General features: G+C 64.1%; 24 protein-coding genes and 1 rRNA gene. 17 read left to right on the top strand and 8 right to left on the bottom strand.

Annotated elements, in window-relative coordinates; genetic code table 11:
- A 16S ribosomal RNA gene (locus ASF61_RS22450) occupies window positions 1-87 on the bottom strand; the annotation flags it as partial.
- A gap of 642 nt (window positions 88-729) precedes the next feature.
- Here ASF61_RS22450 and ASF61_RS22445 point away from each other — a divergent pair.
- The 11 genes from ASF61_RS22445 (at window position 730) to ASF61_RS22395 (ending at window position 14,090) form a co-directional block, all read left to right on the top strand.
- Window positions 730-4,359, top strand: a complete 3,630-nt coding sequence (locus ASF61_RS22445) for a carbohydrate binding domain-containing protein (RefSeq protein ID WP_056161091.1) — start codon at window positions 730-732, stop codon at window positions 4,357-4,359.
- Between the two features lie 83 nt (window positions 4,360-4,442).
- Window positions 4,443-5,915 carry a B12-binding domain-containing radical SAM protein gene (locus ASF61_RS22440; protein ID WP_056161089.1) on the top strand — a complete coding sequence of 491 codons (1,473 nt, stop codon included), beginning with the start codon at window positions 4,443-4,445 and terminating at the stop codon, window positions 5,913-5,915.
- A gap of 88 nt (window positions 5,916-6,003) precedes the next feature.
- The gene (locus tag ASF61_RS22435; RefSeq protein ID WP_056161087.1) at window positions 6,004-7,134 is read left to right on the top strand and encodes an ABC transporter permease; all 1,131 of its coding nucleotides are present in this window, start codon (window positions 6,004-6,006) and stop codon (window positions 7,132-7,134) included.
- The gene (locus tag ASF61_RS22430; protein ID WP_056161084.1) at window positions 7,131-7,991 is read left to right on the top strand and encodes an ABC transporter ATP-binding protein; all 861 of its coding nucleotides are present in this window, start codon (window positions 7,131-7,133) and stop codon (window positions 7,989-7,991) included. The genes ASF61_RS22435 and ASF61_RS22430 overlap by 4 nt, the downstream gene beginning before the upstream one ends.
- Window positions 7,991-8,938, top strand: a complete 948-nt coding sequence (locus ASF61_RS22425) for an MlaD family protein (RefSeq protein ID WP_056161082.1) — start codon at window positions 7,991-7,993, stop codon at window positions 8,936-8,938. Before ASF61_RS22430 ends, ASF61_RS22425 begins: the two co-directional genes overlap by 1 nt.
- Window positions 8,939-8,949: 11 nt before the next feature.
- Window positions 8,950-9,552, top strand: a complete 603-nt coding sequence (locus tag ASF61_RS22420) for an ABC-type transport auxiliary lipoprotein family protein (RefSeq protein ID WP_056161081.1) — start codon at window positions 8,950-8,952, stop codon at window positions 9,550-9,552.
- Window positions 9,553-10,926 carry a VanZ family protein gene (locus ASF61_RS22415; protein WP_307156557.1) on the top strand — a complete coding sequence of 458 codons (1,374 nt, stop codon included), beginning with the start codon at window positions 9,553-9,555 and terminating at the stop codon, window positions 10,924-10,926.
- A gap of 29 nt (window positions 10,927-10,955) precedes the next feature.
- Window positions 10,956-11,273, top strand: a complete 318-nt coding sequence (locus ASF61_RS22410; RefSeq protein WP_056161079.1) for a ferredoxin — start codon at window positions 10,956-10,958, stop codon at window positions 11,271-11,273.
- A 24-nt stretch (window positions 11,274-11,297) separates the two neighbouring features.
- On the top strand, window positions 11,298-11,960 hold the full coding sequence (locus ASF61_RS22405; RefSeq protein ID WP_056161076.1) for an alpha/beta hydrolase: 663 nt from the start codon (window positions 11,298-11,300) through the stop codon (window positions 11,958-11,960).
- Window positions 11,961-12,009: 49 nt separating this feature from the next.
- A complete protein-coding gene (locus ASF61_RS22400; RefSeq protein ID WP_056161074.1) occupies window positions 12,010-13,155 on the top strand; it encodes a D-alanyl-D-alanine carboxypeptidase family protein in 1,146 nt (381 codons plus the stop codon).
- Window positions 13,155-14,090 (top strand): aldo/keto reductase family oxidoreductase, encoded by a 936-nt coding sequence (locus tag ASF61_RS22395; RefSeq protein ID WP_229205974.1) that lies wholly within the window; start codon window positions 13,155-13,157, stop codon window positions 14,088-14,090. The genes ASF61_RS22400 and ASF61_RS22395 overlap by 1 nt, the downstream gene beginning before the upstream one ends.
- A 9-nt stretch (window positions 14,091-14,099) precedes the next feature.
- Here the strand turns inward: ASF61_RS22395 and pssA are convergent, their stop codons facing one another.
- Window positions 14,100-14,867 (bottom strand): CDP-diacylglycerol--serine O-phosphatidyltransferase, encoded by a 768-nt coding sequence (gene pssA / locus ASF61_RS22390; protein ID WP_056161137.1) that lies wholly within the window; start codon window positions 14,865-14,867, stop codon window positions 14,100-14,102.
- A gap of 199 nt (window positions 14,868-15,066) precedes the next feature.
- On the opposite strand from pssA, the gene ASF61_RS22385 reads away from it, so the two are divergent.
- A complete protein-coding gene (locus ASF61_RS22385) occupies window positions 15,067-16,119 on the top strand; it encodes a CAP domain-containing protein (protein ID WP_082491890.1) in 1,053 nt (350 codons plus the stop codon).
- A 1-nt stretch (window position 16,120) separates the two neighbouring features.
- On the top strand, window positions 16,121-16,729 hold the full coding sequence (locus ASF61_RS22380) for an Hpt domain-containing protein (protein ID WP_056161071.1): 609 nt from the start codon (window positions 16,121-16,123) through the stop codon (window positions 16,727-16,729).
- 39 nt (window positions 16,730-16,768) lie between these two features.
- Here ASF61_RS22380 and ASF61_RS22375 read toward each other — a convergent pair whose 3' ends face one another.
- Window positions 16,769-16,975: a hypothetical protein gene (locus ASF61_RS22375; RefSeq protein ID WP_056161069.1), complete on the bottom strand. Its 207-nt coding sequence runs from the start codon at window positions 16,973-16,975 to the stop codon at window positions 16,769-16,771.
- A gap of 254 nt (window positions 16,976-17,229) precedes the next feature.
- Between ASF61_RS22375 and ASF61_RS22370 the strand changes: the two genes are divergently transcribed.
- The 3 genes from ASF61_RS22370 to ASF61_RS23070 are packed head-to-tail and all read left to right on the top strand — an operon-like array spanning window position 17,230 to window position 18,755.
- Window positions 17,230-18,180 (top strand): SMP-30/gluconolactonase/LRE family protein, encoded by a 951-nt coding sequence (locus ASF61_RS22370; RefSeq protein WP_229205973.1) that lies wholly within the window; start codon window positions 17,230-17,232, stop codon window positions 18,178-18,180.
- 51 nt (window positions 18,181-18,231) lie between these two features.
- The gene (locus ASF61_RS22365) at window positions 18,232-18,462 is read left to right on the top strand and encodes an addiction module protein (RefSeq protein WP_056161066.1); all 231 of its coding nucleotides are present in this window, start codon (window positions 18,232-18,234) and stop codon (window positions 18,460-18,462) included.
- On the top strand, window positions 18,459-18,755 hold the full coding sequence (locus tag ASF61_RS23070; protein WP_162242018.1) for a type II toxin-antitoxin system RelE/ParE family toxin: 297 nt from the start codon (window positions 18,459-18,461) through the stop codon (window positions 18,753-18,755). The genes ASF61_RS22365 and ASF61_RS23070 overlap by 4 nt, the downstream gene beginning before the upstream one ends.
- A 16-nt stretch (window positions 18,756-18,771) precedes the next feature.
- Here the strand turns inward: ASF61_RS23070 and mnmE are convergent, their stop codons facing one another.
- The 5 genes from mnmE to rpmH all read right to left on the bottom strand — a co-directional run bounded on the left by mnmE (window position 18,772) and on the right by rpmH (window position 22,903).
- Window positions 18,772-20,151 carry a tRNA uridine-5-carboxymethylaminomethyl(34) synthesis GTPase MnmE gene (gene mnmE / locus ASF61_RS22360; RefSeq protein ID WP_056161064.1) on the bottom strand — a complete coding sequence of 460 codons (1,380 nt, stop codon included), beginning with the start codon at window positions 20,149-20,151 and terminating at the stop codon, window positions 18,772-18,774.
- 63 nt (window positions 20,152-20,214) lie between these two features.
- Window positions 20,215-21,975, bottom strand: coding sequence for a membrane protein insertase YidC (yidC, locus tag ASF61_RS22355; protein ID WP_056161062.1), 1,761 nt, complete (start codon window positions 21,973-21,975; stop codon window positions 20,215-20,217).
- Window positions 21,976-21,985: 10 nt separating this feature from the next.
- Window positions 21,986-22,249: a membrane protein insertion efficiency factor YidD gene (gene yidD / locus ASF61_RS23065; RefSeq protein WP_082491888.1), complete on the bottom strand. Its 264-nt coding sequence runs from the start codon at window positions 22,247-22,249 to the stop codon at window positions 21,986-21,988.
- Between the two features lie 6 nt (window positions 22,250-22,255).
- Window positions 22,256-22,732 carry a ribonuclease P protein component gene (gene rnpA / locus ASF61_RS22350; protein ID WP_082491900.1) on the bottom strand — a complete coding sequence of 159 codons (477 nt, stop codon included), beginning with the start codon at window positions 22,730-22,732 and terminating at the stop codon, window positions 22,256-22,258.
- A 36-nt stretch (window positions 22,733-22,768) separates the two neighbouring features.
- Window positions 22,769-22,903, bottom strand: a complete 135-nt coding sequence (gene rpmH / locus ASF61_RS23060; RefSeq protein WP_040378179.1) for a 50S ribosomal protein L34 — start codon at window positions 22,901-22,903, stop codon at window positions 22,769-22,771.
- Between the two features lie 399 nt (window positions 22,904-23,302).
- Here rpmH and dnaA point away from each other — a divergent pair, with 399 nt between their 5' ends.
- A complete protein-coding gene (gene dnaA / locus ASF61_RS22345) occupies window positions 23,303-24,715 on the top strand; it encodes a chromosomal replication initiator protein DnaA (RefSeq protein WP_056161058.1) in 1,413 nt (470 codons plus the stop codon).
- Window positions 24,716-24,815 lie beyond the last annotated feature (100 nt).

Raw genomic sequence — 24,815 nt, 5'->3', positions numbered from 1 at the left:
CCAGGTTGCCCCGCGCTGCCGTTCGACTTGCATGTGTAAGGCATGCCGCCAGCGTTCAATCTGAGCCAGGATCAAACTCTTCAGTTTAATCTCTGTTTGTTTGCCGTTTTACCGGCACCGTCTTGCGACGGGTCGCTCACTCAAAATACTGACAGGCCACTATTTTCATAGCGCCTATTTCATTACTTCTTGTGAACATTTGATAAGTTATCCACACTTATCGACTGTTAATTTTTAAAGAACCGAACTCTTGTGACTTTCGCACTTGACAAATCGTTTTGTTTGTCAGCGAGAAGGAGAGTATGAAGCGTTTCGCTTGTTTCGTCAACCTTCTTTTTTACTCGCTTCACTTAACACTCATGTGTGGCTTTGCGAGGGGCCGAACTATAGCAAACCTCGAATGCGATAAGCAAGAACTTTCGCGGTGTAGGTAAACTACATCAGAATAACTTGCAAACATTGACACAAAAATGACCTCGGCGTAGATTTGCAGTGTAATTTCAGCAACGCGCATCGTGCAGTTTCGGCGGCGTGGTACTTAAAGTACATATTTTGCATAACAAGTCCCGCAAAGGGCAGCTCCCGGAGACATTCCCACCTGATTTTGAATCGCATTATTACGCGAGGTCTCGTGCCGCGCCTGCAACACACCCAAATCAGAGGCCATGTCTCCATCCGAACTTCTTTCACCGGCAGTTCAAACCGTAGGACCATTCTGGAGACATCGCCATGCAGCTTCGCCCCTCACCGCTCGCGCTCTGCCTGGCAGGGTTGTTTTCTTCCGCCTTGCCAGGCTTTGCCACTGCAGCCACCATTCCCGCAGCGCACGTGTACCACAATCACATGCCCAATTTCTGGCCGTTCTACGCGGTCGACGTTGCGGCCAAATACAACAGCACGGCAATCGGTGCGCCGATCCGCTATACGTATGACGGCGAAGTCATCAATCTCAAGAAAAGCCCGCCAGCGGGCTACAGTTATTACCTGCCGGCGGCGCTCGGCGGCGCCATCATGCCGCACGACGACCTGGTCAGTTATTACACGCCCGACGCCAAGACCGGCGCTTACCAGTATTGGCCGATGCAGGTCGCCAACGAGATGCAGAACTGGTCGGGCGGCAAGGGACAAGTCCACGTGACCATGTCCGGCGCAGTCATCAATAATGTCCAGAGCCTGGCCACGCTGCAGAATGTGCCCGGCTACCCCAGCACCACGTGGGGCCAATCCTGGTCCAACACCTTCAATGCGCTCAAGACCACCAATCACTACCGGACCCTCGATACCGTGCATTTCACCGGTCATCACAGCATGGGACCGCTGGTGGGCCCGGACTATTTTCTCAAGGATCTGATTTATCAGAATGCGACACTGGCCCAGCCTGATTTTCTCGGGGGAAATTTCGTTTCTTCCAAAGGTTTCTTTCCCACCGAGCTCGGCTTTTCAGACCGCCTGATTCCGACCCTGGCCAAGCTCGGCGTCCAGTGGTCCGTCATCGGCAACAACCATTTTTCCCGCACGCTCAAGGATTATCCCTACGCCACCTACGACGCGACCGGCGACACGCTGGTATCGCCACCCAACCGCGCAGACTTGCGCAACACGTCCAGCACCGGCAGCTGGGTCGCCAGCGGCATGGCGCACGAACAGCAAGTCATCGTCAACAAGTTCCCGTTCGCGTCCACCCCGCACTGGGTGCGTGCCGTCGATCCGGCCACCGGCGCGGTCAGCAAGATCGCCGGCATTCCCGTCAGCCAGAACGGTTCGTGGCTCGAGGGCTGGGAAGGCTCGACCACCGTCGACGAGATCCAGCCCTATGCCGCGCTCGAACCGCGCCAGTTCTTCGTGGTGGCGCACGACGGCGACAATTCGGGCGGCCGCGCCGGCGCCTTGTCCACCTGGCAGGCCGGCTACAACACCACCTGCGCCGGCAACGGCTACTGCCTCGGCATCGACGAATACCTGAAGGCCAAACCGATCCCCGCCACCGACATCCAGCACGTGCAGGACGGTTCCTGGGTCGATACCCGCGACTCGTCGTCCGATCCGACCTGGTACCACTGGCGCCTGCCGTTCCTGATCTGGAAAGGACAGTTTGCCGATTTCAACCGCGTCAATGGCCTGGCCCTGGCGCCCAAGACCAACCTGAAAGGCGTGCAGGAGGGCGCCACCGTTTCCTTCGAATACGGCTGGCACTACCTGGAACGCAATTTCGCCCTGCTGCAGGCAGCGATGAACTATGCCAGGACGGCAGAGCAGATCTGGCTCGACGGCCATCCCAATTACTGGTCGCCCAGCACCGACATGGACAAGCAGGTCACCTATCCGGGCAACCAGCTCAATCCCTGGATGCTGTCGTACCCGGTCAAGGGCGATCCGGCCAAGGACTATGCGGGCGGCGCCAATCCGGCCGAACTGGCCTGGTACTTCCTGCTGCCGGCCATGGATTCGGGCTTCGGCTACTACGACGAGAACAAGGACGACAGCGTCAAGCCCACGCTGGCGTTCAACAACTCGCTGGCGTTCTCCAAGCCTTACGTGCAAAGCAACCTGGCACAGGACCGCACCGGCCCCTCGCTGTGGTGGCCGCAGCGCTATCCGTATAATCCCGGCTCGGTCAATGCGTCCAAGGCGGAAGGCTGGACCGTCCAACATTACAGCAACGACTTCGCCATCTATACCTATGGCTACGATGTCTCGGGCATTACCAGCGCCCGCGCCATGGTCCGCGTCCACAGCAGCAACGACATCAGCGCCAGCGACGACACCTACAAGGTGTACGACCCGTCGGCCCTCGCCGGCCAGCCCGGGCTGTCCATCACGCCCGGCAACGTCGGCGCCTGGCAGGCTTACGAGATGTCGGTGCGCGACCTGCAGGCCGACATCAACGGCGTGGCGTGGAATGCTACGACCCGCGACACGCTGGCCGTGTTGCCAGCGCAGGAAATCGGCGACCTCTATTATGTGTACCTGTCGCAGTACCGCAACCAGCTGCTCGACTATTACGTCGAAGCGACCGACAGCAAGGGCAATGTCACGCGGTCGGAAATCCAGCAGGTGTATGTCGGCGCCGGAAAGTATACGCCGACCGGCACCGGCTCGGGTTTCAAGGAAGACGTCAACGGCACCGTGGCCGGCGTCTATCCGTTCCTGGTGAGCGACACCACGCCGCCGTCGAAGCCCGGCGCCATTGCGGCGTCGGACATCAGCGACCGCGCGCTGACGCTGTCCTGGCCCGCCTCGACCGACAACGTCGGCGTGACCGGCTACAAGATCTACCGCAACAGCGTGCAGGTGGCCACCAGCGCCAGCGCCAGCTATACCGACCAGGGCCTGACCCCGGCCACCGCCTATACCTATGCGGTGGTCGCGTACGACGCCGCTGGCAACCAGTCCGAAGCGAGCGCCAACGCGGCATTCAGCACGCGGGCGGCCGACACGACGGCGCCCAGTGCACCGGGCAAGCCGGTGGCGTCGGCCATCACGGCCAGCAGCCTGACCCTGACCTGGGCAGCATCGACCGACAACTATGGCGTGGCCCAGTACCAGGTGCTGCGCAACGGCGTGCAGGTCGGCACCAGCAGCGGCACCAGCTTTGCCGATACCGGCCTGTCGCCGGCCACGGCCTACAGCTACGCGGTGCGGGCGCTCGACGCGGCCGGCAATGTCTCGGCGCTGTCGACGGGCACCCAGGTCACGTCCGGCGCCGGCAACGTGGCGCGCGTGTTCTACCGGCTGCCGAGCGGCTGGAACGGCGCCAACCTGCACTACTCGCCCAACGGCGGCAGCTGGACCGCCGTGCCGGGCGTGGCCATGACGCCGGCCTGCACGGGCTGGGTCAGCTACACCGCCAATCTGGCCAGCGCCACCGGGCTGGCTGCGGCCTTCAACAATGGCGCCGGCACCTGGGACAACAACGGCGGCAAGAACTATACGCTGGGCGTCGGCACCTCGGTGGTGCAGAATGGCGCTGCGGCCAGTGGCGCATCGCCCTGCGATGCGTCCACCACCAACCCCACGCCCACCACGCCGGCCAGCTGCCAGGTCAGGTTCACCATCGCCAACGCCAATACCGCGACGGGACAAAAGCTGTACCTGGTCGGCAACGTGGCGGCGCTGGGCAGCTGGACGCCATCGAGCGGCGCGCCGCTGGCCATCCAGGGATCGGGCGCCAACGTCCCCTGGAGCGGCACGGTGACACTGCCGGCCGGCACCGCGATCCAGTATAAATACGTCAAGTGGAATGGCAGCACGGCGGCCTGGGAAGGCAGCCAGGGGACGGCGTCCGGCAACCGCGAATGGACCACGCCGGCCACGTGCAGCGGCGTGACCGACCGCGCCGACGGCAACTTCAAGCAATAAGGCGTCGCGGCGGCAGGGTGGCTAGGGCCGGCAAAACTGGACCAGCGTAAAATACGCGTTTTGCCCGCCGCCAGCCCCCTGCCATGACCATCCTGCTCACCACCCTCAACGCCCGCTACACCCATGCCTCGCTGGGTTTGCGCTACCTGTTAGCGAATATGGGCGAGCTGCAGGAGCAGACGCGCTTGCAGGAATTCGTGATCGGGGCCAAGACCACCGAGATCGTCGAACGCATCCTGGCGCATGCGCCGGCGATCGTGGGCTTTGGCATCTATATCTGGAATGTCGAGGAAAGCACCAGGGTGATCGCCATGCTCAAGCGCGTGGCGCCGCAGGTGGTGGTGGTGCTCGGCGGCCCCGAGGTCTCGTACGAATCGCACCAGCAGGAGATCGTCAAGCTCGCGGACTACCTGATCACCGGCTGGGGCGACATCACCTTTCCCAAGCTGTGCGGCGAGATCCTCAACGGCCCCAAGCCCCTGATGAAAATCCATGCCGGGGTACAGCCGCCGATGGCCGACATCAAGCTGCCCTACGCCCTGTACACCGATGACGACATCAAGCACCGCACGCTGTACGTGGAAGCGTCGCGCGGCTGTCCGTTCAAGTGCGAATTCTGCCTGTCGGCGCTGGACAAGACGGCCTGGCCGTTCCCGCTCGACGCTTTTCTGGCCGAACTCGAGTCGCTCCATGCGCGCGGGGCGCGGCTGTTCAAGTTCGTCGACCGCACCTTCAACCTGAATATCAAGACCAGCCTGAAGATCATGCAGTTCTTCCTCGACAAGCTCGCGGCCCATCCCGACGATCCCGTGTACGCCCACTTCGAGCTGGTGCCCGACCACCTGCCCGACGCCCTGAAAGAAGGCATCAGCAAGTTCCCGCACGGTGCGCTGCAGTTCGAGATCGGCATCCAGAGCTTCAATCCGGCCGTGCAGACGCTGGTCAGCCGCAAGCAGGACAACCAGAAGGCGGCCGACAATATCCGCTGGCTCACGACGCAGTCGCACGCGCACATGCACGTGGACCTGATCGCCGGCCTGCCCGGCGAGACGGTCGAGAGCTTTGCCGCCGGCTTCAACAAACTGTGGGCGCTCGATCCGCACGAGATCCAGTTTGGCATCCTCAAGCGCCTGCGCGGCACGCCGATCATCCGCCACACCGAGGAATACGGCCTGGTGTTCGACCCGTATGCGCCGTACACCATCCTGGCCAACCGCGATATCGACTTCGCCACCATGCAGCGGCTCGTGCGTTTTGCCCGCTACTGGGACCTGGTGGCCAACTCGGGCCGCTTTACCCATACCCTGCCGGTGCTGCTGGGCGACGACGCTTTCGGACAGTTCATGGCGTTTTCGGACTGGCTGTACGCCAATACGGATGCCACCCACCGGATCGCGCTCGAGCGGCTGGTGGCGATGGTGGGCAAGTACCTGCAGGTGCGCGGCATGGACCGGGCCCAGGCCGAAGCGCTGCTGGCCAGCGATTACGCCGGGCCCAAGGCCAAGACCGTCGAAACGCCGGCGCCGAAGCGGCAGGCGCGCCGGCTGGCCGCCTAGGGGCGCGTGCCGTGGGCAGCGTGTGCCAGCGCGCGCGCCGCGCGAACACGGGTAGCGGGCGGGGCGAAAGTCCCTTAAACTGGCGGTTATGCCTACAGCCCCAGAGCCTACCCTCACCCTCAACCCCGGCGCCGCCAACGGCCCGTCCATCGCGGCGGGCGGTACCTGGCAAGTCCACGCGCTGGCCCAGGGCAAGGCCATGGCCACCATCACGGGCACGCTCAAATCGGTCAAGGCCGATCAACTGGGATGGGACCTGAGCGCCGTCGACAGCATGGACCATATCGGCGCCCAGCTGCTGTGGAATGCCTGGGGCAAGACCCGCCCTGCCCGGCTGCAGCTGGCGCCGGGGCAGGAAGAATTCTTCAAACGCCTGGAAGCGGCCGGCAAGATCGAACTGCCGAGCACCCGCCAGCACCGCCTGACGCTGGTGATGAAGCTCGGCTTTGCGGTGCTGCTGTTCTTCGAACACATGACCGCGTTTACGCGCCTGGTCGGCCAGCTGACGCTCGACCTGGCCCGCTTCCTGCGCGCGCCGCAACGCGGGCCGTGGAAGGAAATCTCGGCCAATATCTTTCATGCCGGCTTCCAGGCGCTCGGCATCACGGCGCTGGTCGGGTTTTTGATCGGCGTGGTGTTCTCGTTCCTGTCGGCGCAGCAGCTGCGCAACTTCGGCGGCGATGTATTCCTGGTCAACCTGCTGGGCATGAGCATCATCCGCGAACTGGGCCCGCTGCTGGCCGCGATCCTGGTGGCCGGGCGCTCCGGTTCCTCGATCACGGCCCAGCTCGGCGTGATGCGGGTGACCGAGGAACTCGACGCCATGCTGGTCATGGGCATTTCGCACGGCTTCCGCCTGATCATGCCCAAGGTGCTGGCGCTCGCCATTGCCATGCCGCTGCTGGTGATCTGGACCGACACCGTGGCCCTGGTCGGCGGCATGCTCTCGGCCAAAATGGAACTGAACCTGTCGCCCCAGTACTTCCTGCTCAAGCTGCCGGAAGCGGTCCCGCTGACCAACTACCTGATCGGCATCGGCAAGGGCGTGGTGTTCGGCGTGCTGATCGCGCTGGTCTCGTGCCACTTCGGCCTGCGCATCAAGCCCAATACCGAGAGCCTCGGGCGCGGCACCACCACCTCGGTGGTGACCGCGATCACGGCCGTGATCCTGGCCGACGCCGTGTTTGCGATCGTCTTCTCCGGCGTGGGGTTCCGATGAGCGACGACGATCACAGCTGCGGTCCCGGCGCCGGACAGGGAGCTGGCAATGGCCAGCTGACGCTCGACGGCAGCGTGCCGATCGTCGACATCGCCGGCCTGTGGACCAAGTACGGCCGCACCGTGGTGCACCAGGACCTGAACCTGGAAATCGAACAGGGCGAGATCATGTCCATCGTCGGCGGCTCCGGCACCGGCAAGACCACGCTGCTGCGCCAGATGCTGGGGCTCGAACGTCCCGCGCGCGGCTGCGTGAAGATTTTCGGCGAAGATATCAGCGAGATCAATGCGGCCCAGCTGCAGCAGTTGCGCAACCACTGGGGCATGCTGTTCCAGCAGGGTGCACTGTACTCGGCGCTGACGGTGTTCGAGAACATCGCCCAGCCCATGCGCGAACTGAAGGTGCTGCCCGACGAGCTGGTGCGCGACGCCGTGCTGCTGAAAATGAATATGGTGGGCCTGGGACCGGAGCAGGCCAACAAGATGCCGTCCGACCTGTCGGGCGGCATGGTCAAGCGGGTGGCACTGGCGCGCGCGCTGGCGCTGGAGCCGAAGCTGCTGTTCCTCGATGAACCGACGGCCGGCCTCGACCCCGACCTGTCCGAAGCGTTCGTGGCGCTGATCAAGTCGCTGCACCGCGAACTGGGACTGACGGTGGTGATGGTCACCCACGACCTCGATACGCTGTTCGCGCTGTCCACCCGGATCGCCGTGCTGGCAGAAAAACATGTGATCGCCCTGGGCCCGCTGCAAGACTTGCTGAAGGTCGATCACCCGTTCATCAAGGAGTTCTTCCTTGGCGACCGCGGCCGCCGCGCGCTGGAAGCACTCGATGAAAAGACCAACAAGGAACACTGATGGAAAACCGCTCGCATGCACTGACCACCGGCTTTTTTACGATCACCCTGCTGATCGCCGCGATTTTGTTCGGCGTCTGGTTCAACCAGGACCGCGTCGAGCGCGTGCCCTACGTGATCGCCACCACGCAGGCGGTACCGGGCCTCAACCCGCAGGCGCCGGTGCGCTACCGCGGCCTCGAAGTGGGCAAGGTCGGCAGCATCGCCTTCGACCCGCAGGCGGCCGGCCAGATCCTGGTCACCCTCAACATCAATACCGATGCGCCGATCACCCGCACCACGTTTGCCACCCTGGGCTACCAGGGCGTGACCGGCATCGCCTTCATTTCGCTCGACGACGAGAAAGTCGGTTCGCCGCTGCTGGCCACCAATGCCGACCATCCGGCCCGCATCCCGCTGCGCCAGGGCTTCCTCGACCAGGTGGAAAAGCGCGGCCGTGAAATCCTCAGCCAGACCGAGGAAGTCACGCGCCGCCTGAACACCCTGCTCAGCCCCGAGAACCAGAAAGTCATGCTGGCCGCGTTTGCCGACGTCAGCGCTACCGCCAGCAAGTACCGCGCGCTGCCGGACAAGCTCGAACCGACCATTGCCCGGCTGCCGGCGCTGGCCAACCATGCACAAAGCACGCTCGACTCGTTCAACGCGCTGGCCACCGACCTCCATCGCCTGAGCACCCGCCTGCAGGCGCCCGACGGACCGATCCAGCGCGTCAGCGACTCGGTCGTGCGCATCACCTCGTCGGTGGAATCGGTGGCGGGCGGCCTGGAGATGGACACGCTGCCGCAGGTCAACTCGCTGTCGGACGACACCCGCGCCTCGATGCGCGCCGTGCGCCGCACCATGAACAAGATTAACGATCGCCCGCAAAGCCTGATCTTCGGCGCGCCCGGCATTCCGCCCGGCCCCGGTGAAGAAGGCTTTGCTGCACCGACCGCGCCCGCCAACTAAGGACACCTGCCATGCCCACCCTGCGCCACCGTTTTGCCTTTGCCGCCCTGGCCGTCCTGCTCGCCGCCTGCGCCAGCAAGGGCCCTACCCAGGCCCATTTCGATTTCGGCCCGCTGCCGCAGGCGCCCGCCGTGACCAGTACGGCCATCGCCCCGCTCATCGTGGCCGACATGACCGGCCCGGCGTCGCTCGATTCGGAACGCATGCAATACCGGCTGCTGTATGCCGATGCGCGCCAACTGCGTCCCTACGCCTACAACCAGTGGACCGCCACGCCGCTGCAGCTGCTCACGCAGCGCCTGAAGGCGCGCATCGCCCAGGCGGGCGTGAAGGTGCTGGCGACCACCGATGCGGCAGCCGGCGCCATGCTGCTGCGCACCGAGCTCGACGACTTTGCCCACAACTTCGACAGCGCCACCGCCAGCCAGGGCACCATCACGCTGCGCGCCTCGGTGTTTGCGGCCCACCATCTGGTGGACCAGAAAAGCTTTACCCGCAGCGTGGCCGCCCCCACGGCGGACGCCGCCGGCGGCGCGCGGGCCCTGGCCGACGCTGCCGACGCGCTCTCGGGCGACCTCCTGGCCTGGCTGGCCACGCTGCCGGCGCCCAAGTAAATGACGGAGAAGACCCCGGCGCCACCGGAGCCGAATGCGACTCAGGCTCCGGCGCCTGTGGAGAGCGGTGCTTCCACTCCGGCCCCCGGCGCCGCCACGACAATGCCGGCGGCAGCGGCAGCAACCGCGGCAACTGCAGCGCCAGACATCGTTCCTGCCGGTGCCGATGCACCCCGGCCAGGCGCCAGGCAGCGCAGATTCGGCCGCCGCAGCAAGTCACCCAAACCGCCCAGGCCGTTACCGACGCCCGCAAGCAAATCGTCGCCGCTGGCGCGCGCCGCCTTCCTGGCTTACCTGCTGCTGATCGTGTATGCGAGCTGGTTCCCGTTCTCGGGCTGGCAGAACCAGGGCCTGTCGCCGTGGATCTTCCTCGACACCTTTACCATGCCGCGCTACTGGACCAAGTTCGACGCCATCACCAATGTCGTCGGCTACATCCCGCTCGGCACCCTGCTCGTGTATGCGCTGTACCCGCATGTGCGCAAGTTCTTCGCCTTTTTGATCGGCGCCCTGGCCGGGGTACTGGTGTCGGGCACGATGGAGGCGGTGCAGACCTTTTTGCCCACGCGGGTGTCGTCCAATCTCGACTTCTGGACCAATTCCGCCGGCTGCGCGATGGGCGCGCTGATCGGCGTGCTGACCGTGCGCCGCCTGCTCGACCGCAGCCAGTTGCAGCGCCTGCGCCAGGCCTGGTTCGCGCCGCACGCCAGCCAGGGCCTGGTGCTGCTGGCGCTGTGGCCGCTGGCGCAGATCTATCCGCAGAATTTCCTGTTCGGCCTGGGTCAGATCCTGCCGATCCTGTCGGACTGGCTGTCGTGGGCGGCCGACGCCGAGATCGACCTGGCCAGCTACATCCGCCCGGACGTGGAGCTGACGGTGGAACAGTACTGGTTGTCGGAGACCATCATCACTGCCTGCGGCATGGTGGGCGCGGCGCTAACGCTGCTGTGCCTGCTGCGCAAACCGGCGCCGCGCGGCCTGCTGGTGTCGGTGATGCTGGCCAGCGCCATCCTGGTCAAGGCGCTGGCCTCGGCGTTGCTGTTCGCGCCGGAAAACGCCTTCGTGTGGATGACGCCCGGTGCCGAAGGCGGCTTCCTGATCGGCGCCATCATGCTGGCCGGCCTCGCCTTTGCCCCGCAGGCGGCGCAGCGGCGCGTGGCCGTGATAGCCCTGCTGCTGGCCCTGGTCATCATCAACACCACGCCGGCCAACCCGTACTTCGTGGCCACTTTGCAAACCTGGGTACAAGGCAAGTTCCTGAACTTTAACGGCGCCGCGCAATTCCTCAGCCTGCTGTGGCCGTTCGTCGCGCTCTGGTTCCTGTGGCTGCCGTCCCATAAGCTGAACGCCGCCGGCCAAGGGCGGGTATCATAACGAATTCACAGTCTCTGCGGGATACCATCATGAGCGACACGCCCTATTTCAAGCACCACGTATTTTTCTGCATGAACAAACGCGATGACGGCCGCAACAGCTGCGGCGATCACGGCGCCGAGACCGCGCAAAAACACGCCAAGAAGCGCTGCAAGGAACTGGGCATCAACGGCCACGGCCAGGTGCGCATCAACCAGGCCGGCTGCCTGGACCGCTGCGAAGAGGGTCCGCTGCTGGTGGTCTACCCGGAAGGCACCTGGTACACCTACGTGGACAAGGAAGACATCGATGAAATCATCGACAGCCACCTGGTCGGCGGCAAGGTCGTCGACCGCCTGAAAATCTGATCTCTGCAACTTGACGACCGCACCATGACCGTAGAAAAATTCACCCTGGCCGGCGCTGCCGGCGTCATCGAAGGCGTCCTCGACCATCCGGAAGGCGCGCCGCGCGGCATCGCCTTGGTGGCGCACCCGCACCCGCTGTTCGGCGGCACCATGGACAACAAGGTCGCCGTTACCCTGATGCGCACCTTCGTCAGGCTCGGCTACGTGGTAGCGCGGATCAACTTCCGCGGCGTCGGCGCTTCCGAAGGCGTGCACGACCACGGACAAGGCGAGACCGACGACATGGCCCAGGTACATGCCTGGATGGTCAACAAATTTCCCGGCCTGCCGGTGGTATTGTCGGGCTTTTCGTTCGGCACCTATGTGCAGTCGCAGCTGGGTCAGCGCCTGGCTGCGGCCGGCACGCCGGCCGAGCGCCTGGTGCTGGTGGGCGCTGCCGCCAAAAAATGGCAGATGGCCGACATTCCGGCCGACACCATTTTGATCCATGGCGAGCTGGACGACACGATCCCGCTGGTGGACGTGCTCGACTGGGTGCGTCCGCAGGACATCCCGGTGCTGGTGATCCCCGGCGCCGATCACTTCTTCCACCGCAAGCTGCATCATATTAAGGGCTGGGTGACCCAGCTGTGGCGCCGGCCCGGCGAGCTTGCCGATCTGGAAACGGACACCGGCGCGTCTGCCTGAACTTTTATAATACCCGCTGCTTTTTTTAACTTTTCACCGAACACCGCCCATGAAAAAATTTATCGCGGCACTGGCCACCAGTGTGTTGATGATGTCCGCCGCCGTGGCGCAAACCCTGCCGCCACCGAGCATCGCCGCCAAATCGTGGCTGTTGCTGGACGCAACCAGCGGCCAGATCATCGCCTCGCAAGATCCCAACCTGCGCATCGAACCCGCCTCGCTGACCAAGGTCATGACCGCTTACGTGGTCTTCGGCGCGCTGCGCGACAAGAAGGTGGCGCTGAACCAGATGGTCAACGTCTCCACCCGCGCCTGGAAGGTCGATTCGAGCAGCTCCAAGATGTTCATCGACCCGGCCACGCCGGTCAGCATCAGCGACCTGCTGCACGGCCTGATGATCCAGTCGGGCAACGACGCTGCCGTGGCGCTGGCCGAGGCGGTGGCCGGCGACGAATCGGCCTTCGTCGTGATGATGAACAAGGAAGCCGAGCGCATGGGCCTCAAATCCACCCGCTTTGCCAACCCGCACGGCCTGCCCAGCCCGGACAACTACTCGACCGCGCAAGACCTGTCGGTACTGGCCAAGCGCGTGATCCTCGACTTCCCCGAGTTCTACAAGATCGACTCGGTCAAGAGTTTTACGTACAACAAGATCACCCAGCAGAACCGCAACCGCCTGCTGTGGCTCGACCCGACCGTCGATGGCATGAAGACGGGACACACCGAAGCGGCCGGCTACTGCATGATCGCCTCGGCCCATCGCCCGAACGGCACCGGCGAGCGGCGCCTGATCTCGGTGGTGCTGGGCACCAATTCCGATTCGATCCGCACCCAGGAAAGCCAGAAGCTGCTCAACTGGGGCTTCCAGAACTTCGACACGGTCAAGCTGTACTCGAAGGGCCAGGCGATCGCCACGCCGGAAATCTGGAAGGGCTCGAAGAACGCGGTCAAGATCGGCTTTACCAACGATGTGCTGGTCACGGTGCCGAAAGGCGTGGCCGCCAAGCTCAAGCCGGTGCTCGAGCGCAAAGATCCGCTGGTCGCGCCGCTGGCCCAGAACAGCAAGGTCGGTTCGCTGAAGATGATGGTCGATGGCAAACCGCTGCTGGACCTGCCCGTGGTGTCGCTGGAAACGGTCGATGAAGCATCGATCTTCGGCCGCGCCTGGGATTCGATCCGCCTGTGGATGAAGTGATGAGCGCAACCTGCCCTGCCATCGTCACCAACACTGCCAACGCAGCCGGCGCAGCCAGCCCCAGCGGCCTGTCCCTGTCCCGCATCGTGGCCGGCATGTGGCGCATGAACGAATGGGGCAGGTCGCCGCAGCAGCACCTGGCGCTGATCGAGCAATGCCTAGCGCTCGGCGTCACCAGCTTCGACCATGCCGACATCTATGGCGGCTACGCGGTCGAAGCGGCGTTCGGCGCGGCGCTGGCGCTCAAGCCGTCGCTGCGCGCGCAGATGCAGCTGGTCAGCAAGTGCGGTATCAAGCTGATCAGTCCGGCCCGTCCCGATCACGTGATCCAGCATTACGATACCAGCGCCAGCCACATCATCGCCTCGGCCGAACAGTCGCTGCGCCAGCTGGGCACCGACTACCTCGACCTGCTGCTGATCCACCGTCCCGATCCGCTGATGAACTTCGACGAGATCGCCGGCGCGTTTGCACGGTTGCGCCAGGATGGCAAGGTCAGGCATTTTGGTGTGTCGAATTTCTCGCGCCACCAGTTCGAGTCGCTCAATCGCCGCATCGCGCTGGCCACCAACCAGGTCGAGTTCTCGCCGCTGTCGCTGGCGCCGATGTTCGACGAAACCTTCGACGGCCTGCAAGACCTCGGCGTGGCGCCGATGATCTGGTCGCCGCTGGCGGGCGGTCGCCTGTTCAGCAGCGACGACGCCGCCGCGCAGCGCGTGCGCGCCAAGATTGCCGACATCGCCGCAGAACTGCAGCGGCCGTTTTCGAGCGTGGTATTCGCCTGGATCCTGCAACTGCCGTGCCGCCCGATCGGCCTGACCGGCTCCGGCCGCATTGCCGCCATCGCGGAAGCGGTACAGGCCACGCAGTTCAGCCTGTCGCGTACGCAGTGGTTCGAGATCCTGCGCGCCGCGCGCGGCCACGAGGTGGCCTAAGTGCCTGCTCTATAGCAGGTCTTCATCCTGGTACACGACCGGCGGGGCAATCCCGGTCCAGCCGGTGCGCCAGGCCAGGTTCAAGGCCAGCGTGCCGACGATGTACACCAGGAAGAACAGCACGAAATAGCTGGCTTTCAGCCACACCAGCAAGCCGATATTGACCGCCAGCACCACCAGTAGTGCCACGCTCATCTTCTGCTTCGAGCTCGGGAAGCGCACGGTGGACACCATCAGGCTCCCCACCACGAACAGCAAGGCCACGATGCCGGCCGCGTGCAAGAGCGTGGTCGGGCGCTCGGGCCAGGCCACCACCACGGCTGCCACGCAGGCGGCGCCGGCCGTGATCGGCATGCCGACGAAGTAGCGCGGGTCGGTGCGGCCGACGCTGACATTGAAGCGCGCCAGCCGCAAGGCGCCGCACGCGACAAAGAAGAAACTGGCGATGCCGCCGGCGCGCAGCAGCGTTTCCGAATCGAGCCCCACGTGCACGAAACCGTAGCAATACAGCAGCAGCCCCGGCGCGCAGCCGAAATTCATCACGTCGGCGATCGAGTCGAGCTGCATGCCGAACTCGGATTGGGTGTTGGTGGCGCGCGCGACAAAACCGTCGAGCGCATCGAACACGCCAGCGAGCACGAGCAGGATGGCGGCCAGGCGGTACTGCGACGGCACGCCTTCCGCAGCGTTATCGACGGAAATGACGATGCTGCCGAAGCCGCAGGCAATCGACATCAGGGTCACCATGCTGGGCAGGGCAAACTTGGCGCGCCGGATGCGCGCTTGGTTGGTAGGTTTCAACTGACAATCCGAAAATGCCGGCGAACGGCGGGGCAGGTGCAAGCTTACCATTGTGGTGCCGGGTCCGGCATCCGGGACGCCGTGCACGGCGGCGTAATCGCGTGCTTCGCAGGGGAAATCTCGCTTAGAATCTAGGCATCCGGCCCGCACCGTTGGGCCACTCAGGAGTTCTGCCATGCATTCCATCTGCCGCCCGTCGTTGCCCGCTTTGTCCGCTGTGTCCGCCCGGCCGTCTGCCTCGCGCTGGTCCGCCACCGTGTTGCCAACCGTGCTGGCCGCCCTGCTGGCCGCCACCGTGGCCGGTTGCGGCGGCGGTAGCGGCGGCAACACCGCCAGCAGCAGCAACGGCGCCGTAGTGGGCAATGGATCCGGCCAGACCGGGTCGGGCTCGGGCACCACGGTGCCCGCGGACGCGCCGGTTGCCACCGGCGACACCGCCACCGACGCGGTCAACTGGTTCAACTACCGGCGCGGCATGCTGGGCCTGTCGGTGCTGACCCGCAATACCACCATCGATACGGCAGCCCTGGGCCACTCGCGCTACCTTCAGCTCAACAATACGGTCAGCCACGGGCAGCAATCGGGCAAGCCGGGCTTTACCGGCGACACCACCGGCGCCCGCCTGACGGCGGCCGGCTACGCGATCACGCCGCCGTATGCGTTCGGCGAAGTCATTTCCGCCGCCGGTAACACGTCCGGCGCGTTCCACGCGGAGCAGCTGATCGCCGCCATTTACCACCGCTTCGTGATCTTCGAGCCGGTATTTCGCGAAATCGGCGCCGGCGCGGTCACAGCCAACGGCAACTTCACCTATCTGACCGCCGACCTGGCGGCCAGCGGCGCGCTGGGCACGGGCCTGGGCGCGGGCAAGATCGCCGTCTATCCGGTCGCCGGCCAGACCGCCGTTTCCACCAGTTTCATGAGCGACCAGGAAGAGCCGGACCCGGTGCCGGACCGCAACGAGGTTGGCTACCCGATCAGCGTGCATGCCGACCTGCGCACCTCGGGCGGCGAGTTGACCGTGCAAAGTTTCACGGTGGCCCCGCGCGGCGGTGCGGCGCTTGCCACCCGCCTGCTCAGCCACGCCACCGACGCATCGACCGGCGCCACCGTGGCGGCCATCGTGCCGCTCGCCGTCCTCAGCGGCAACACCACCTACGATGTCAGCTTCCGCGGCGCAGTCAGCGGCGTGGCGGTATCGAAGGACTGGTCGTTTAGCACGCGCTGACATGTCGATCGCCAGCTTCGACAGCGTCCCGGTACTGGAGGTCGCCACCGGCCTGCAGCAACTGATGGATGACCACGACATGTACCGGCAAGTCCTGCGCCGGTTCCGCCAGCGCTACCGCGACAGCGCCGAACAGGCACGCACCGAGCTGCTTGCCGGCGACGCCGTCTCGGCCCAGCGCACCGTGCATACGCTCAAGGGCGCGGCCGGCATGATCGGTGCGCACCAGCTCCATCACCTGTCGATGGCGCTCGAACCGCTGTTTGCCGGTCCGCCGGCCCAGTGCATCGGCCCGCTCGCGCAGCTGGAACAGACCTTGCGCACGCTGATGGCAGCCATCGATACGGAACTGGCGGCAGTACAGTCGCCGCCGATGCCGCCATCGCCGGCGCCATCGGCCAGCGGCGAACCGGGCGAATCGCGGATGCTGGTGCAGCACCTGGCGCGTCTGCTCGATGAAGGCGACGGCCAGGCTGTCGATCTGCTGGAACGGTCGGCCGCCGTGCTGGAGGCGGCGCTCGGAGAAGAGGTGTTTCGCAAGGTGGCGGCAGCAGTGCACCAGTTCGATTTCGAAGCGGCGCTGGCGGCACTGCCAGCGCCGCGACGTTGAGCGTGGGGCCGCGCCGCCAGGCCCAGCGCAGCCGCTCGTTCAGCGGGTGAATTCTTTTTCTTCGTCGAAGGCGTCCGCACAGGCCTTGTCGCAGAAGCGGCGGACATTGTCGAGCGGACGTTCGCAATACCAGCAGGAACCCTTGGCGGGCAAGGCCTGGCGCATGCGCGCGGCGCCAGCCAGCGGAGATGCGGTGGCGCTGGCACCCGTGCCGTCTTCCGGTACGCTGTCTTGTGTCGGTTCCACGATCCCTCCTCAGGCAGTAGCTTGCAAGATTACTTTAGCGGAATATTTTCACACGTGATATTGCGCAAGATGCTGCAAATTCAGGCAGTATGCGGTGATAAATCATAGCAGGATCGCGGCCACGGTTATACGGGCCGGTACCGCGAGAGTTGTCTGGAGTGCGTCAAACCGGTATCCCTCATAGGGAATAAATATTTTTAAATGAAAACGTTGGGAATGATAGTCGCCCACCTACCACAACAGGAGACATGCCCATGAAATTGCGCCACCTCGTCGTCAGCATCGCTGCCGCCCTCTCGACCGCTTGCGTGCTGGCCGCGCCGGCCACCTGCCAGGGCACGGCGCCCGCTGGCGAGCTGACCGCCACCCGCATCCCGGCTGCCAACGTGACAGGCCCGGGCCAGGGCCTGTACGAGGGACCGGTGTGGATCGGCGATGCGCTGTACTTCTCGCACTTCACGTTTGCTGCCGGCTTCCCGTCGCGCATCCTCAAGCTCGATGCAGCCGGCAAGCTCGCCACCGCGATTGCCGACAGCGGCAGCAACGGCCTGGCCGTCGATGCCAGCGGCAACATCGTGGCCGCGACCCACAAGTACAAGAGCGTGTCGCGCTACACGCTCGACGGCAAACGCAGCAACGTCGCCGGCACCTACAATGGCCAGGTCTTCAATTCACCCAACGACCTGGCGATTGCGGCCGACGGCACCCTCTATTTCAGCGACCCCGACTTCCAGCGCACAGCCGCGCCGGGCGGCCAGGATAAGACCCGCGTGTACCGGGTGGCGCCCGATGGCGCGGTAACGGTAGTCGAAGATGGCCTGGCCAATCCGAACGGGGTGTCGCTGTCGCCGGCCGGCGATGTGCTGTACGTGAACGGCATGGAAGGCAAACAGGGCGCACAACAGGGTGTACTACGGGCCTACCCCATCGTCAGCGGCAGGCCGCAACAGGGACGCGACCTGGTCAAAGGCCTGGGCACCCCTGACGGCATGGCCGTGGACTGCCTCGGCAACCTGTACGTGGCAGAACACAGCGACCAGCGTCTGCGCGTGTTCACCCCGGCCGGCAAGCAGATCGCCACCATCCACGTCGATGCCAACGTCACCAACGCCGCCTTCGGTGGCGCCGACGGCAAGACCCTGTTCATTACCGGCGCGGGCGCCCTGTGGCAGCTGCGCCTGGGGATCAACGGCGCGCCGTATTGAGCGGGAGCGGTCCAGGCCTATAATCGAACCATCAATCTGCGGGAGGACATCATGTTGCATACCCTGGAAGAACTAGAGCTGCATGCGATGCAGCTCGCTGACGATGACAAGGCACGCCTGGTGCTGCACTTGCTGGAATCGATGGAGCCTGCAGGTAGCAGTGACGTGGAAGATGCGTGGCGTCAGGAGGCGGAGTCGCGCCTTGATGCGGTGCAGTCCCGAGCGGCACAGACCACATCTGCGGCCGACGTTTTCGCAAAACTGGACCGCCGCTTTCCGTGAACAGCGTACGCTTCCATGTCGAAGCGGAAGCCGAGCTCGATGAGACGGCCTCATTTTATGAAGCACTCGCTAGCGGCTTGGGCAAGTCATTCACCGCCGAGGTCAAAAAGACGGTTCGCCTTATTCAAGCCCATCCTGCGGCAGGTCAAAATATCAGCCCCAGGCTCAAGAAAAGCCTGGTGCACCGTTTTCCGTATTCACTGATCTACAGCATCGACGCACAAGCGATTTTGATTCTGGCGATAGCCCATCATCGTCGAAGACCGGGCTACTGGCATCAACGTCAAACGTAAGCAGATTTTCCAGGCACTATTTACCGATACAGAACCGCCCGAAAATCACCCCCAGCAAATCGTCCGATGAAAACGCGCCGGTGATGCTCGAGAGCTGCGCCTGCGCCAGGCGCAGTTCTTCGGCGAACAGGTCGAGCGACTGGTCGTTCTGCGCAGCGTGCTCGCCGGCGCGCGCCAGGTGGGTGCCGGCGTTTTTCAGGGCGATCAGGTGGCGCTCGCGCGCCAGGTACAGCGATTCGCCGGTCTGCTGCCAGCCGGCGATGCGCAGCAGTTCGGTGCGCAGCAGGTCGATGCCGACTTTTTCGTTGGCCGACAAATACACATGGGTGGCGTCGGGCATCGCGTCCGCGCTGGGCTTGTGGCCCGACAGGTCGATCTTGTTCCAGATGCGCAGCACCGGCACGCCGCCCGGGAAGGCGGCCACGATGTCCTCGTCGGCGCGGGTGGGACCGTGGCTGGCGTCGAGCAGGTGCAGGATCACGTCGGCCTTGCCGACCTCGCCCCAGGTGCGCTCGATGCCGATGCGCTCGACCACGTCCACCGCCTCGTCGTCGTTGCGGATGCCGGCCGTGTCGATGATGTTGAGCGGGATGCCCTCGATCTGGATGGTTTCGGTCACCTTGTCGCGCGTGGTGCCGGCGATCGGCGTGACGATGGCGACGTCGTTGCCGGCCAGCGCGTTGAGCAGCGACGACTTGCCGACATTGGGCTGGCCGACCAGCACCACGTTCAAGCCCTCACGCAGCAGCGCGCCTTGCGCGGCCTGGCGGAACACCGTTTCCAGCGCGGTGACGATGCCGGCCAGCTGGCCGCGCGCGTCCGATTTTTCGAGGAAATCGATCTCCTCTTCCGGGAAGTCCAGCGTCGCTTCCACCAGCATGCGCAGGTTGGTCACGCCGTCCACCAGTTCATTGACGGTGCGCGAGAAGGCGCCCGACAGCGATTGCGACGCCGACTTCGCTGCCGCCTCGGTCGAGGCGTCGATCAGGTCGGCCACGGCCTCGGCCTGGGCCAGGTCGAGCTTGTCGTTGAGGTAGGCCCGGCGCGTGAATTCGCCCGGTTCGGCCAGGCGCAGGCCGAGCGCGGCGCCCGCCTCGAGCACGCGCGCCAGCAGCAACTGCAGCACCACCGGCCCGCCGTGACCCTGCAGTTCCAGCACGTCTTCGCCGGTGTACGAGTGCGGGCCCGGGAACCAGATGGCGATGCCCTGGTCGATGATGGCGCCGTCGGCCTGCCTGAACGGCAGGTAGCTGGCATGGCGCGGCTGCAGGGTGGCCGCGCCGAACAGCGCGCCGATCAGCGGCTGCAGCTGCTTGCCGGAGGCGCGCACCACGCCGATGCCGCCGCGTCCCGGTGCGGTGGCGATGGCGGCGATGGGGGAAGAGTCGAGGTTCATGGTGTCAATTGTAGAGGATTGAAAAAAACCCGCGATCGACGCGGGTTTTTCGTGTTACGGGGCTCAAGCCTTGGCAGGTTCCGGGGCCGCGTATTTCTTGGCGATGACCCATTGCTGGGCGATCGACAGCACGTTGTTGACGACCCAGTACAGCACCAGGCCGGACGGGAAGACGAAGAACATCACCGAGAATACCAGCGGCATGAACAGCATGATCTTGGCCTGCATCGGATCGGCCGGGGCCGGGTTCAGCCTGGTGGTGATGAACATCGAGATCGCGTACAGCACCGGCAGGATGCCGAACGGGTCGTGTTGCGACAGGTCGGTGATCCAGCCGATCCACGGCGCGCCGCGCACTTCCACGGCAGCCTGCAGCACGTAGTACAGCGAGATGAACACCGGCATCTGGATCAGGATCGGCAGGCAGCCGCCCAGCGGGTTGATCTTCTCGGTCTTGTACAGCTCCATGGTGGCCTGGTTCATCTTGGCGGGGTCACCCTTGTAGCGCTCGCGGATGGCCTGGATCTTCGGCGTGGCCAGCTTGATCTTGGCCATGCTCTTGTAACCGGCAGCCGACAGCGGGAAGAACAGCAGCTTGATCAGGATGGTAAACACGATGATGGTCCAGCCCCAGTTGCCGATCATGGCGTGCAGGTGTTCCATGACCCAGAACATCGGCTTGGCGATGATGGCCAGCCAGCCGTAATCCTTGACCAGTTCCAGGCCCGGCGAGACCGGTTCGAGCAGCTTCGACACTTGCGGACCGGAGAACAGGCGCGCCGTGTTGCTGACCGTGGCGCCCGGCGCCAGCGTGCCGAGCGGCTGCTTGACGCCGATGCCGTACAGATTGGTATCGATCTTTTCCGTCACGATTTCGTGCATCAGCTTGTCTTGCGGAATAAAGGCCGAGACGAAGAAGTGCTGCGAAATGGCGATCCAGCCGTTGTCGGCGTGGGTCACGTGGTCTTGCACCATCGGCTTGCCGGTCTTCTGGGCTTCCTTGGCTTCTTTTTCCAGCGTGTCGAATTTCAGCTTCTCGTACTTGTTCTCGGCCGTGTACATGGTCGGGCCGGTGTAGCTGCTGCTGAAGAACGAGTCGGTGGCCGGCTTGTTGCCGTCGTGGACCAGGCGCAGGTACAGGGTCGGGTTGACAGGGGCGCTACCGGTGTTGGTGACGTCGTGTCGCACGTCGACGACGTAATCGCCGCGCTTGAACGTGAACGTCTTGGTCAGCTTGACGCCGCCCGACTCCGATTCGAGCACCAGTTGCACCTGGTTGGCGCCGTTGAGCATGCGCGCGCCGGGACGGGCAACGAACGGGCTGGTGTGGTTGGGCGCACCGGGCGCGTTGATCAGGCCGGTCTGGCCCAGGTAGGTCTTGTTGGTATTGGCATCGACGTCGAACAGCACCACGTTCTTGCCGTTGTCACCGGGCTGGCACCATTTGAACCAGCCGAAGCAGCCGTTGAACCAGCCTGGATGGCTGTTTTCCTTGTAGTTCAGCAGTTCCAGGCGGCGGATCACGCCGCCCTGGGTGTCGATGTCGGCGCGCACGACGTCGGTGGTAATGGTGATGCGCTCGCTCTTGAACGGCGCGGCGCCTTCGCCCACAGCTGCGCTGCCAGCGCCGGGGACGGCGTCAGCGGACGTGGCGGCGGTTGCAGCTGCCCCGGTGTTCTTCGCATCGGCCACCGGTGCGGTCTTGGCCGGCGGTTGCGGTGCGAACATGGACGGGTGGCCGGTCGAGACCATCCAGTTGTTCCACAGAACGACCAGAGAGACGGCGAAGACGATCCACAAAATGGTACGTTTATTGATATCCATTAGGTACTTATCAGGAGTGGTTGCAACCGCAAGCGGTCGATGAAGAAGAGGTCGGGTCGGTCGCGGGCGGCACCGGATCGAAGCCACCGTCGTTCCAGGGATGACAGCGGCACACGCGCCGGGCGGCCAGCAGGCTGCCCCGCCCGGCGCCATGGACCTGCAGCGCTTCCAACGCGTAATTCGAGCAACTCGGGTAAAAGCGGCAACGCGGTCCCAGCAGTGGACTGATGGTCAACTGGTAAGCGCGCAGCAGGAAGCGAAGCAGGCGGGTCATGGCGAGCTAAGGTGGGGGCGGCGCCGCCGAAGGCAAGCCCGCTGCCGCTGCCGGCCGGGCCGCAGGCGAGTCTGACGGCTTGCCTGCCTTGGGCCGGCCGAGGCGGGCCTGGGCCGAAAACAGGCGCGTCAGTTCCGCCCGCAGCTCGGCCTTGAGCCTGGCCGTGGTGGCCGGGCCGTCCTTGCTGTTGACCGGGCGCGACAGGCGCACCACGCAGTCGATGGCAGGCAGCCCGGTGGTACGAAACAGCTCGCGTGTGACGCGCTTGATGGTGTTGCGGGTAACGGCGCGCGGTGCAAAGCGCTTGGCCGCGACGACGCCCAGCCGCGCATGCGGCAGGTTGTTCGGACAGGTATACAGCACGAAGTGGGCGCTTTTTTGCGTAGGGCGCAAACGAAAAACGGATGAAAATTCATCCGTTTTAACGATACGCCGAACGCGCGCGAAGTCGTGTGAACCTTCGCCTGTCGAGCCGCTTGAAATACAGCTTTCCACGCGATCAGCTGACAAGCAGGTGGCTTATACAGCCAGACGCTTGCGGCCTTTGGCGCGACGTGCGTTCAGCACTTGACGGCCACCACGGGTAGCCATGCGTGCGCGGAAGCCGTGGGTGCGCTTACGGCGCACAACGGAAGGTTGGTAAGTACGTTTCATGTTGGTCTCGCTTAAAGCAGAAAAAAATGCAAAATCGGGTATGACAGCCCGTCAGTTTTTGGTGCCAATGACACTTCGCGCACCCATGCCAACGCTACGGCACAAGCTGGGTCCATCTCATCGCCCGCAATAATCCACGCTTACTCCATATTGACGTTCAAGTGAATAAACACGGAATACGGGCGGGGAACCCTGAATTATCAGCATTTTGGTCCCCCTTGTCAACAACAGCGGGCCGACTTTGGCCCCGCCGGCGACCGCGCGGACGCGAAAAAACGCGCCGCGCCTGTGGATAACTTGTGCGGACGAGAGTAGAATAGCGCGTTACGTGTGAAAAACTTCGAAGTTGCCCACACCTTTATCCGCAGAATTAAGTAGTAAGAAACGACAGTCGATTTCATGGAAAATTTCTGGCAGACCTGCTCCGCCCAGCTAGAGCTGGAGCTGACGCCGCAACAATTCAGTGCCTGGATCAAGCCGCTCATCCCCATCGATTACGAAGAGGGCAAGCTGCGCGTGGCCGCGCCGAACCGGTTCAAGCTCGACTGGGTAAAAACCCAGTTCGCCAGCCGCATCACGGCGCTGGCCAGCCAGTACTGGGAGCGCCCGATCGAAGTGCAGTTCATGCTCGATCCGCGCCTGTCCGCCCCGAAGAAGGCCGCCACCACCGTCGCGCCCGTGCCCGACCACAACGGCGGCGTGCCGACCGGCGGCTCGCGCATGGCTGTCGCACCAGCCGATCCGGTGCCGTCGGTGCCGGAGCTGCCGGCCAGCGCCCCGCCGCGCCGCGAACAGAGCCGCATCAACACCGACCTCACCTTCGACAGCTTTGTCACCGGTAAGGCCAACCAGCTGGCGCGCGCCGCCGCCATCCAGGTTGCCAACAACCCGGGCGTGTCGTACAACCCGCTGTTCTTCTACGGCGGCGTGGGCCTCGGTAAAACCCACCTGATCCACGCCATCGGCAACCAGGTGATGGCCGACCAGCCCGGTGCCAAGATCCGCTACATCCACGCAGAACAGTATGTGCGCGACGTCGTGACCGCCTACCAGCGCAAGGGTTTCGACGACTTCAAGCATTACTACCATTCGCTCGACATGCTGCTGATCGACGATATTCAATTCTTTGGCGGCAAAAGCCGCACCCAGGAAGAATTCTTCTATGCGTTCGAAGCGCTGATCGCGGCCAAGAAGCAGATCATCATCACGTCCGACACCTACCCGAAAGAAATCACGGGCATGGACGACCGCCTGATTTCGCGCTTCGACTCGGGCCTGACGGTGGCGATCGAACCGCCCGAGCTGGAAATGCGGGTGGCGATCCTGCTCAAGAAAGCCAAGCAGGAAGGCGTGACCTTCTCCGACGACGTGGCGTTCTTCGTGGCCAAGCACCTGCGCTCGAACGTGCGCGAGCTGGAAGGCGCGCTGCGCAAGATCCTCGCGTACTCGCGTTTCCACGGCAAGGACATCACGATCGACGTGGTCAAGGAAGCGCTGAAAGACTTGCTGTCGGTGCAGAACCGGCAGATTTCGGTGGAAAACATCCAGAAGACCGTGGCCGACTTCTTCAACATCAAGGTCGCGGACATGTATTCCAAGCGGCGCCCGGCCAATATCGCGCGGCCGCGCCAGATCGCCATGTACCTGGCCAAGGAACTGACGCAAAAAAGCTTGCCGGAAATTGGCGAACTGTTCGGCGGCCGCGACCACACCACCGTGCTGCACGCGGTGCGGAAAATCGCGCTCGACCGCACCAAGAATCCGGAATGCAATCACGAGTTACACGTGCTCGAGCAGACCCTGAAAGGGTAGCCGCGCAGCAGTGGCGGTGCAGCCGGTTTGCCATTATGATTCCAGCAACCGGCGCACGCCAACATTATTAAAAGTACATCTTTATAACTGAGCTTAATAC

The organism is Duganella sp. Leaf126, from assembly GCF_001423125.1.
GTDB lineage: Bacteria > Pseudomonadota > Gammaproteobacteria > Burkholderiales > Burkholderiaceae_D > Rugamonas.
This window is presented reverse-complemented; position numbering and strand designations above follow the sequence as displayed.

Excerpts from the sequence above, each read along its gene's own strand:
- ASF61_RS22420 (WP_056161081.1), top strand. The coding sequence starts at position 8,950 with ATGCCCACCCTGCGCCACCGTTTTGCCTTTGCCGCCCTGGCCGTCCTG.
- ASF61_RS22405 (WP_056161076.1), top strand. The coding sequence starts at position 11,298 with ATGACCGTAGAAAAATTCACCCTGGCCGGCGCTGCCGGCGTCATCGAA.
- ASF61_RS22380 (WP_056161071.1), top strand. The coding sequence starts at position 16,121 with ATGTCGATCGCCAGCTTCGACAGCGTCCCGGTACTGGAGGTCGCCACC.
- ASF61_RS22395 (WP_229205974.1), top strand. The coding sequence starts at position 13,155 with ATGAGCGCAACCTGCCCTGCCATCGTCACCAACACTGCCAACGCAGCC.
- rpmH (WP_040378179.1), bottom strand. The coding sequence starts at position 22,903 with ATGAAACGTACTTACCAACCTTCCGTTGTGCGCCGTAAGCGCACCCAC.
- ASF61_RS22445 (WP_056161091.1), top strand. The coding sequence starts at position 730 with ATGCAGCTTCGCCCCTCACCGCTCGCGCTCTGCCTGGCAGGGTTGTTT.
- ASF61_RS22430 (WP_056161084.1), top strand. The coding sequence starts at position 7,131 with ATGAGCGACGACGATCACAGCTGCGGTCCCGGCGCCGGACAGGGAGCT.
- ASF61_RS22440 (WP_056161089.1), top strand. The coding sequence starts at position 4,443 with ATGACCATCCTGCTCACCACCCTCAACGCCCGCTACACCCATGCCTCG.
- ASF61_RS22365 (WP_056161066.1), top strand. The coding sequence starts at position 18,232 with ATGTTGCATACCCTGGAAGAACTAGAGCTGCATGCGATGCAGCTCGCT.
- ASF61_RS22425 (WP_056161082.1), top strand. The coding sequence starts at position 7,991 with ATGGAAAACCGCTCGCATGCACTGACCACCGGCTTTTTTACGATCACC.
- mnmE (WP_056161064.1), bottom strand. The coding sequence starts at position 20,151 with ATGAACCTCGACTCTTCCCCCATCGCCGCCATCGCCACCGCACCGGGA.
- ASF61_RS22385 (WP_082491890.1), top strand. The coding sequence starts at position 15,067 with ATGCATTCCATCTGCCGCCCGTCGTTGCCCGCTTTGTCCGCTGTGTCC.
- ASF61_RS22400 (WP_056161074.1), top strand. The coding sequence starts at position 12,010 with ATGAAAAAATTTATCGCGGCACTGGCCACCAGTGTGTTGATGATGTCC.
- yidD (WP_082491888.1), bottom strand. The coding sequence starts at position 22,249 with ATGACCCGCCTGCTTCGCTTCCTGCTGCGCGCTTACCAGTTGACCATC.
- ASF61_RS22370 (WP_229205973.1), top strand. The coding sequence starts at position 17,230 with ATGAAATTGCGCCACCTCGTCGTCAGCATCGCTGCCGCCCTCTCGACC.
- ASF61_RS22410 (WP_056161079.1), top strand. The coding sequence starts at position 10,956 with ATGAGCGACACGCCCTATTTCAAGCACCACGTATTTTTCTGCATGAAC.
- ASF61_RS22415 (WP_307156557.1), top strand. The coding sequence starts at position 9,553 with ATGACGGAGAAGACCCCGGCGCCACCGGAGCCGAATGCGACTCAGGCT.
- dnaA (WP_056161058.1), top strand. The coding sequence starts at position 23,303 with ATGGAAAATTTCTGGCAGACCTGCTCCGCCCAGCTAGAGCTGGAGCTG.
- ASF61_RS22435 (WP_056161087.1), top strand. The coding sequence starts at position 6,004 with ATGCCTACAGCCCCAGAGCCTACCCTCACCCTCAACCCCGGCGCCGCC.
- yidC (WP_056161062.1), bottom strand. The coding sequence starts at position 21,975 with ATGGATATCAATAAACGTACCATTTTGTGGATCGTCTTCGCCGTCTCT.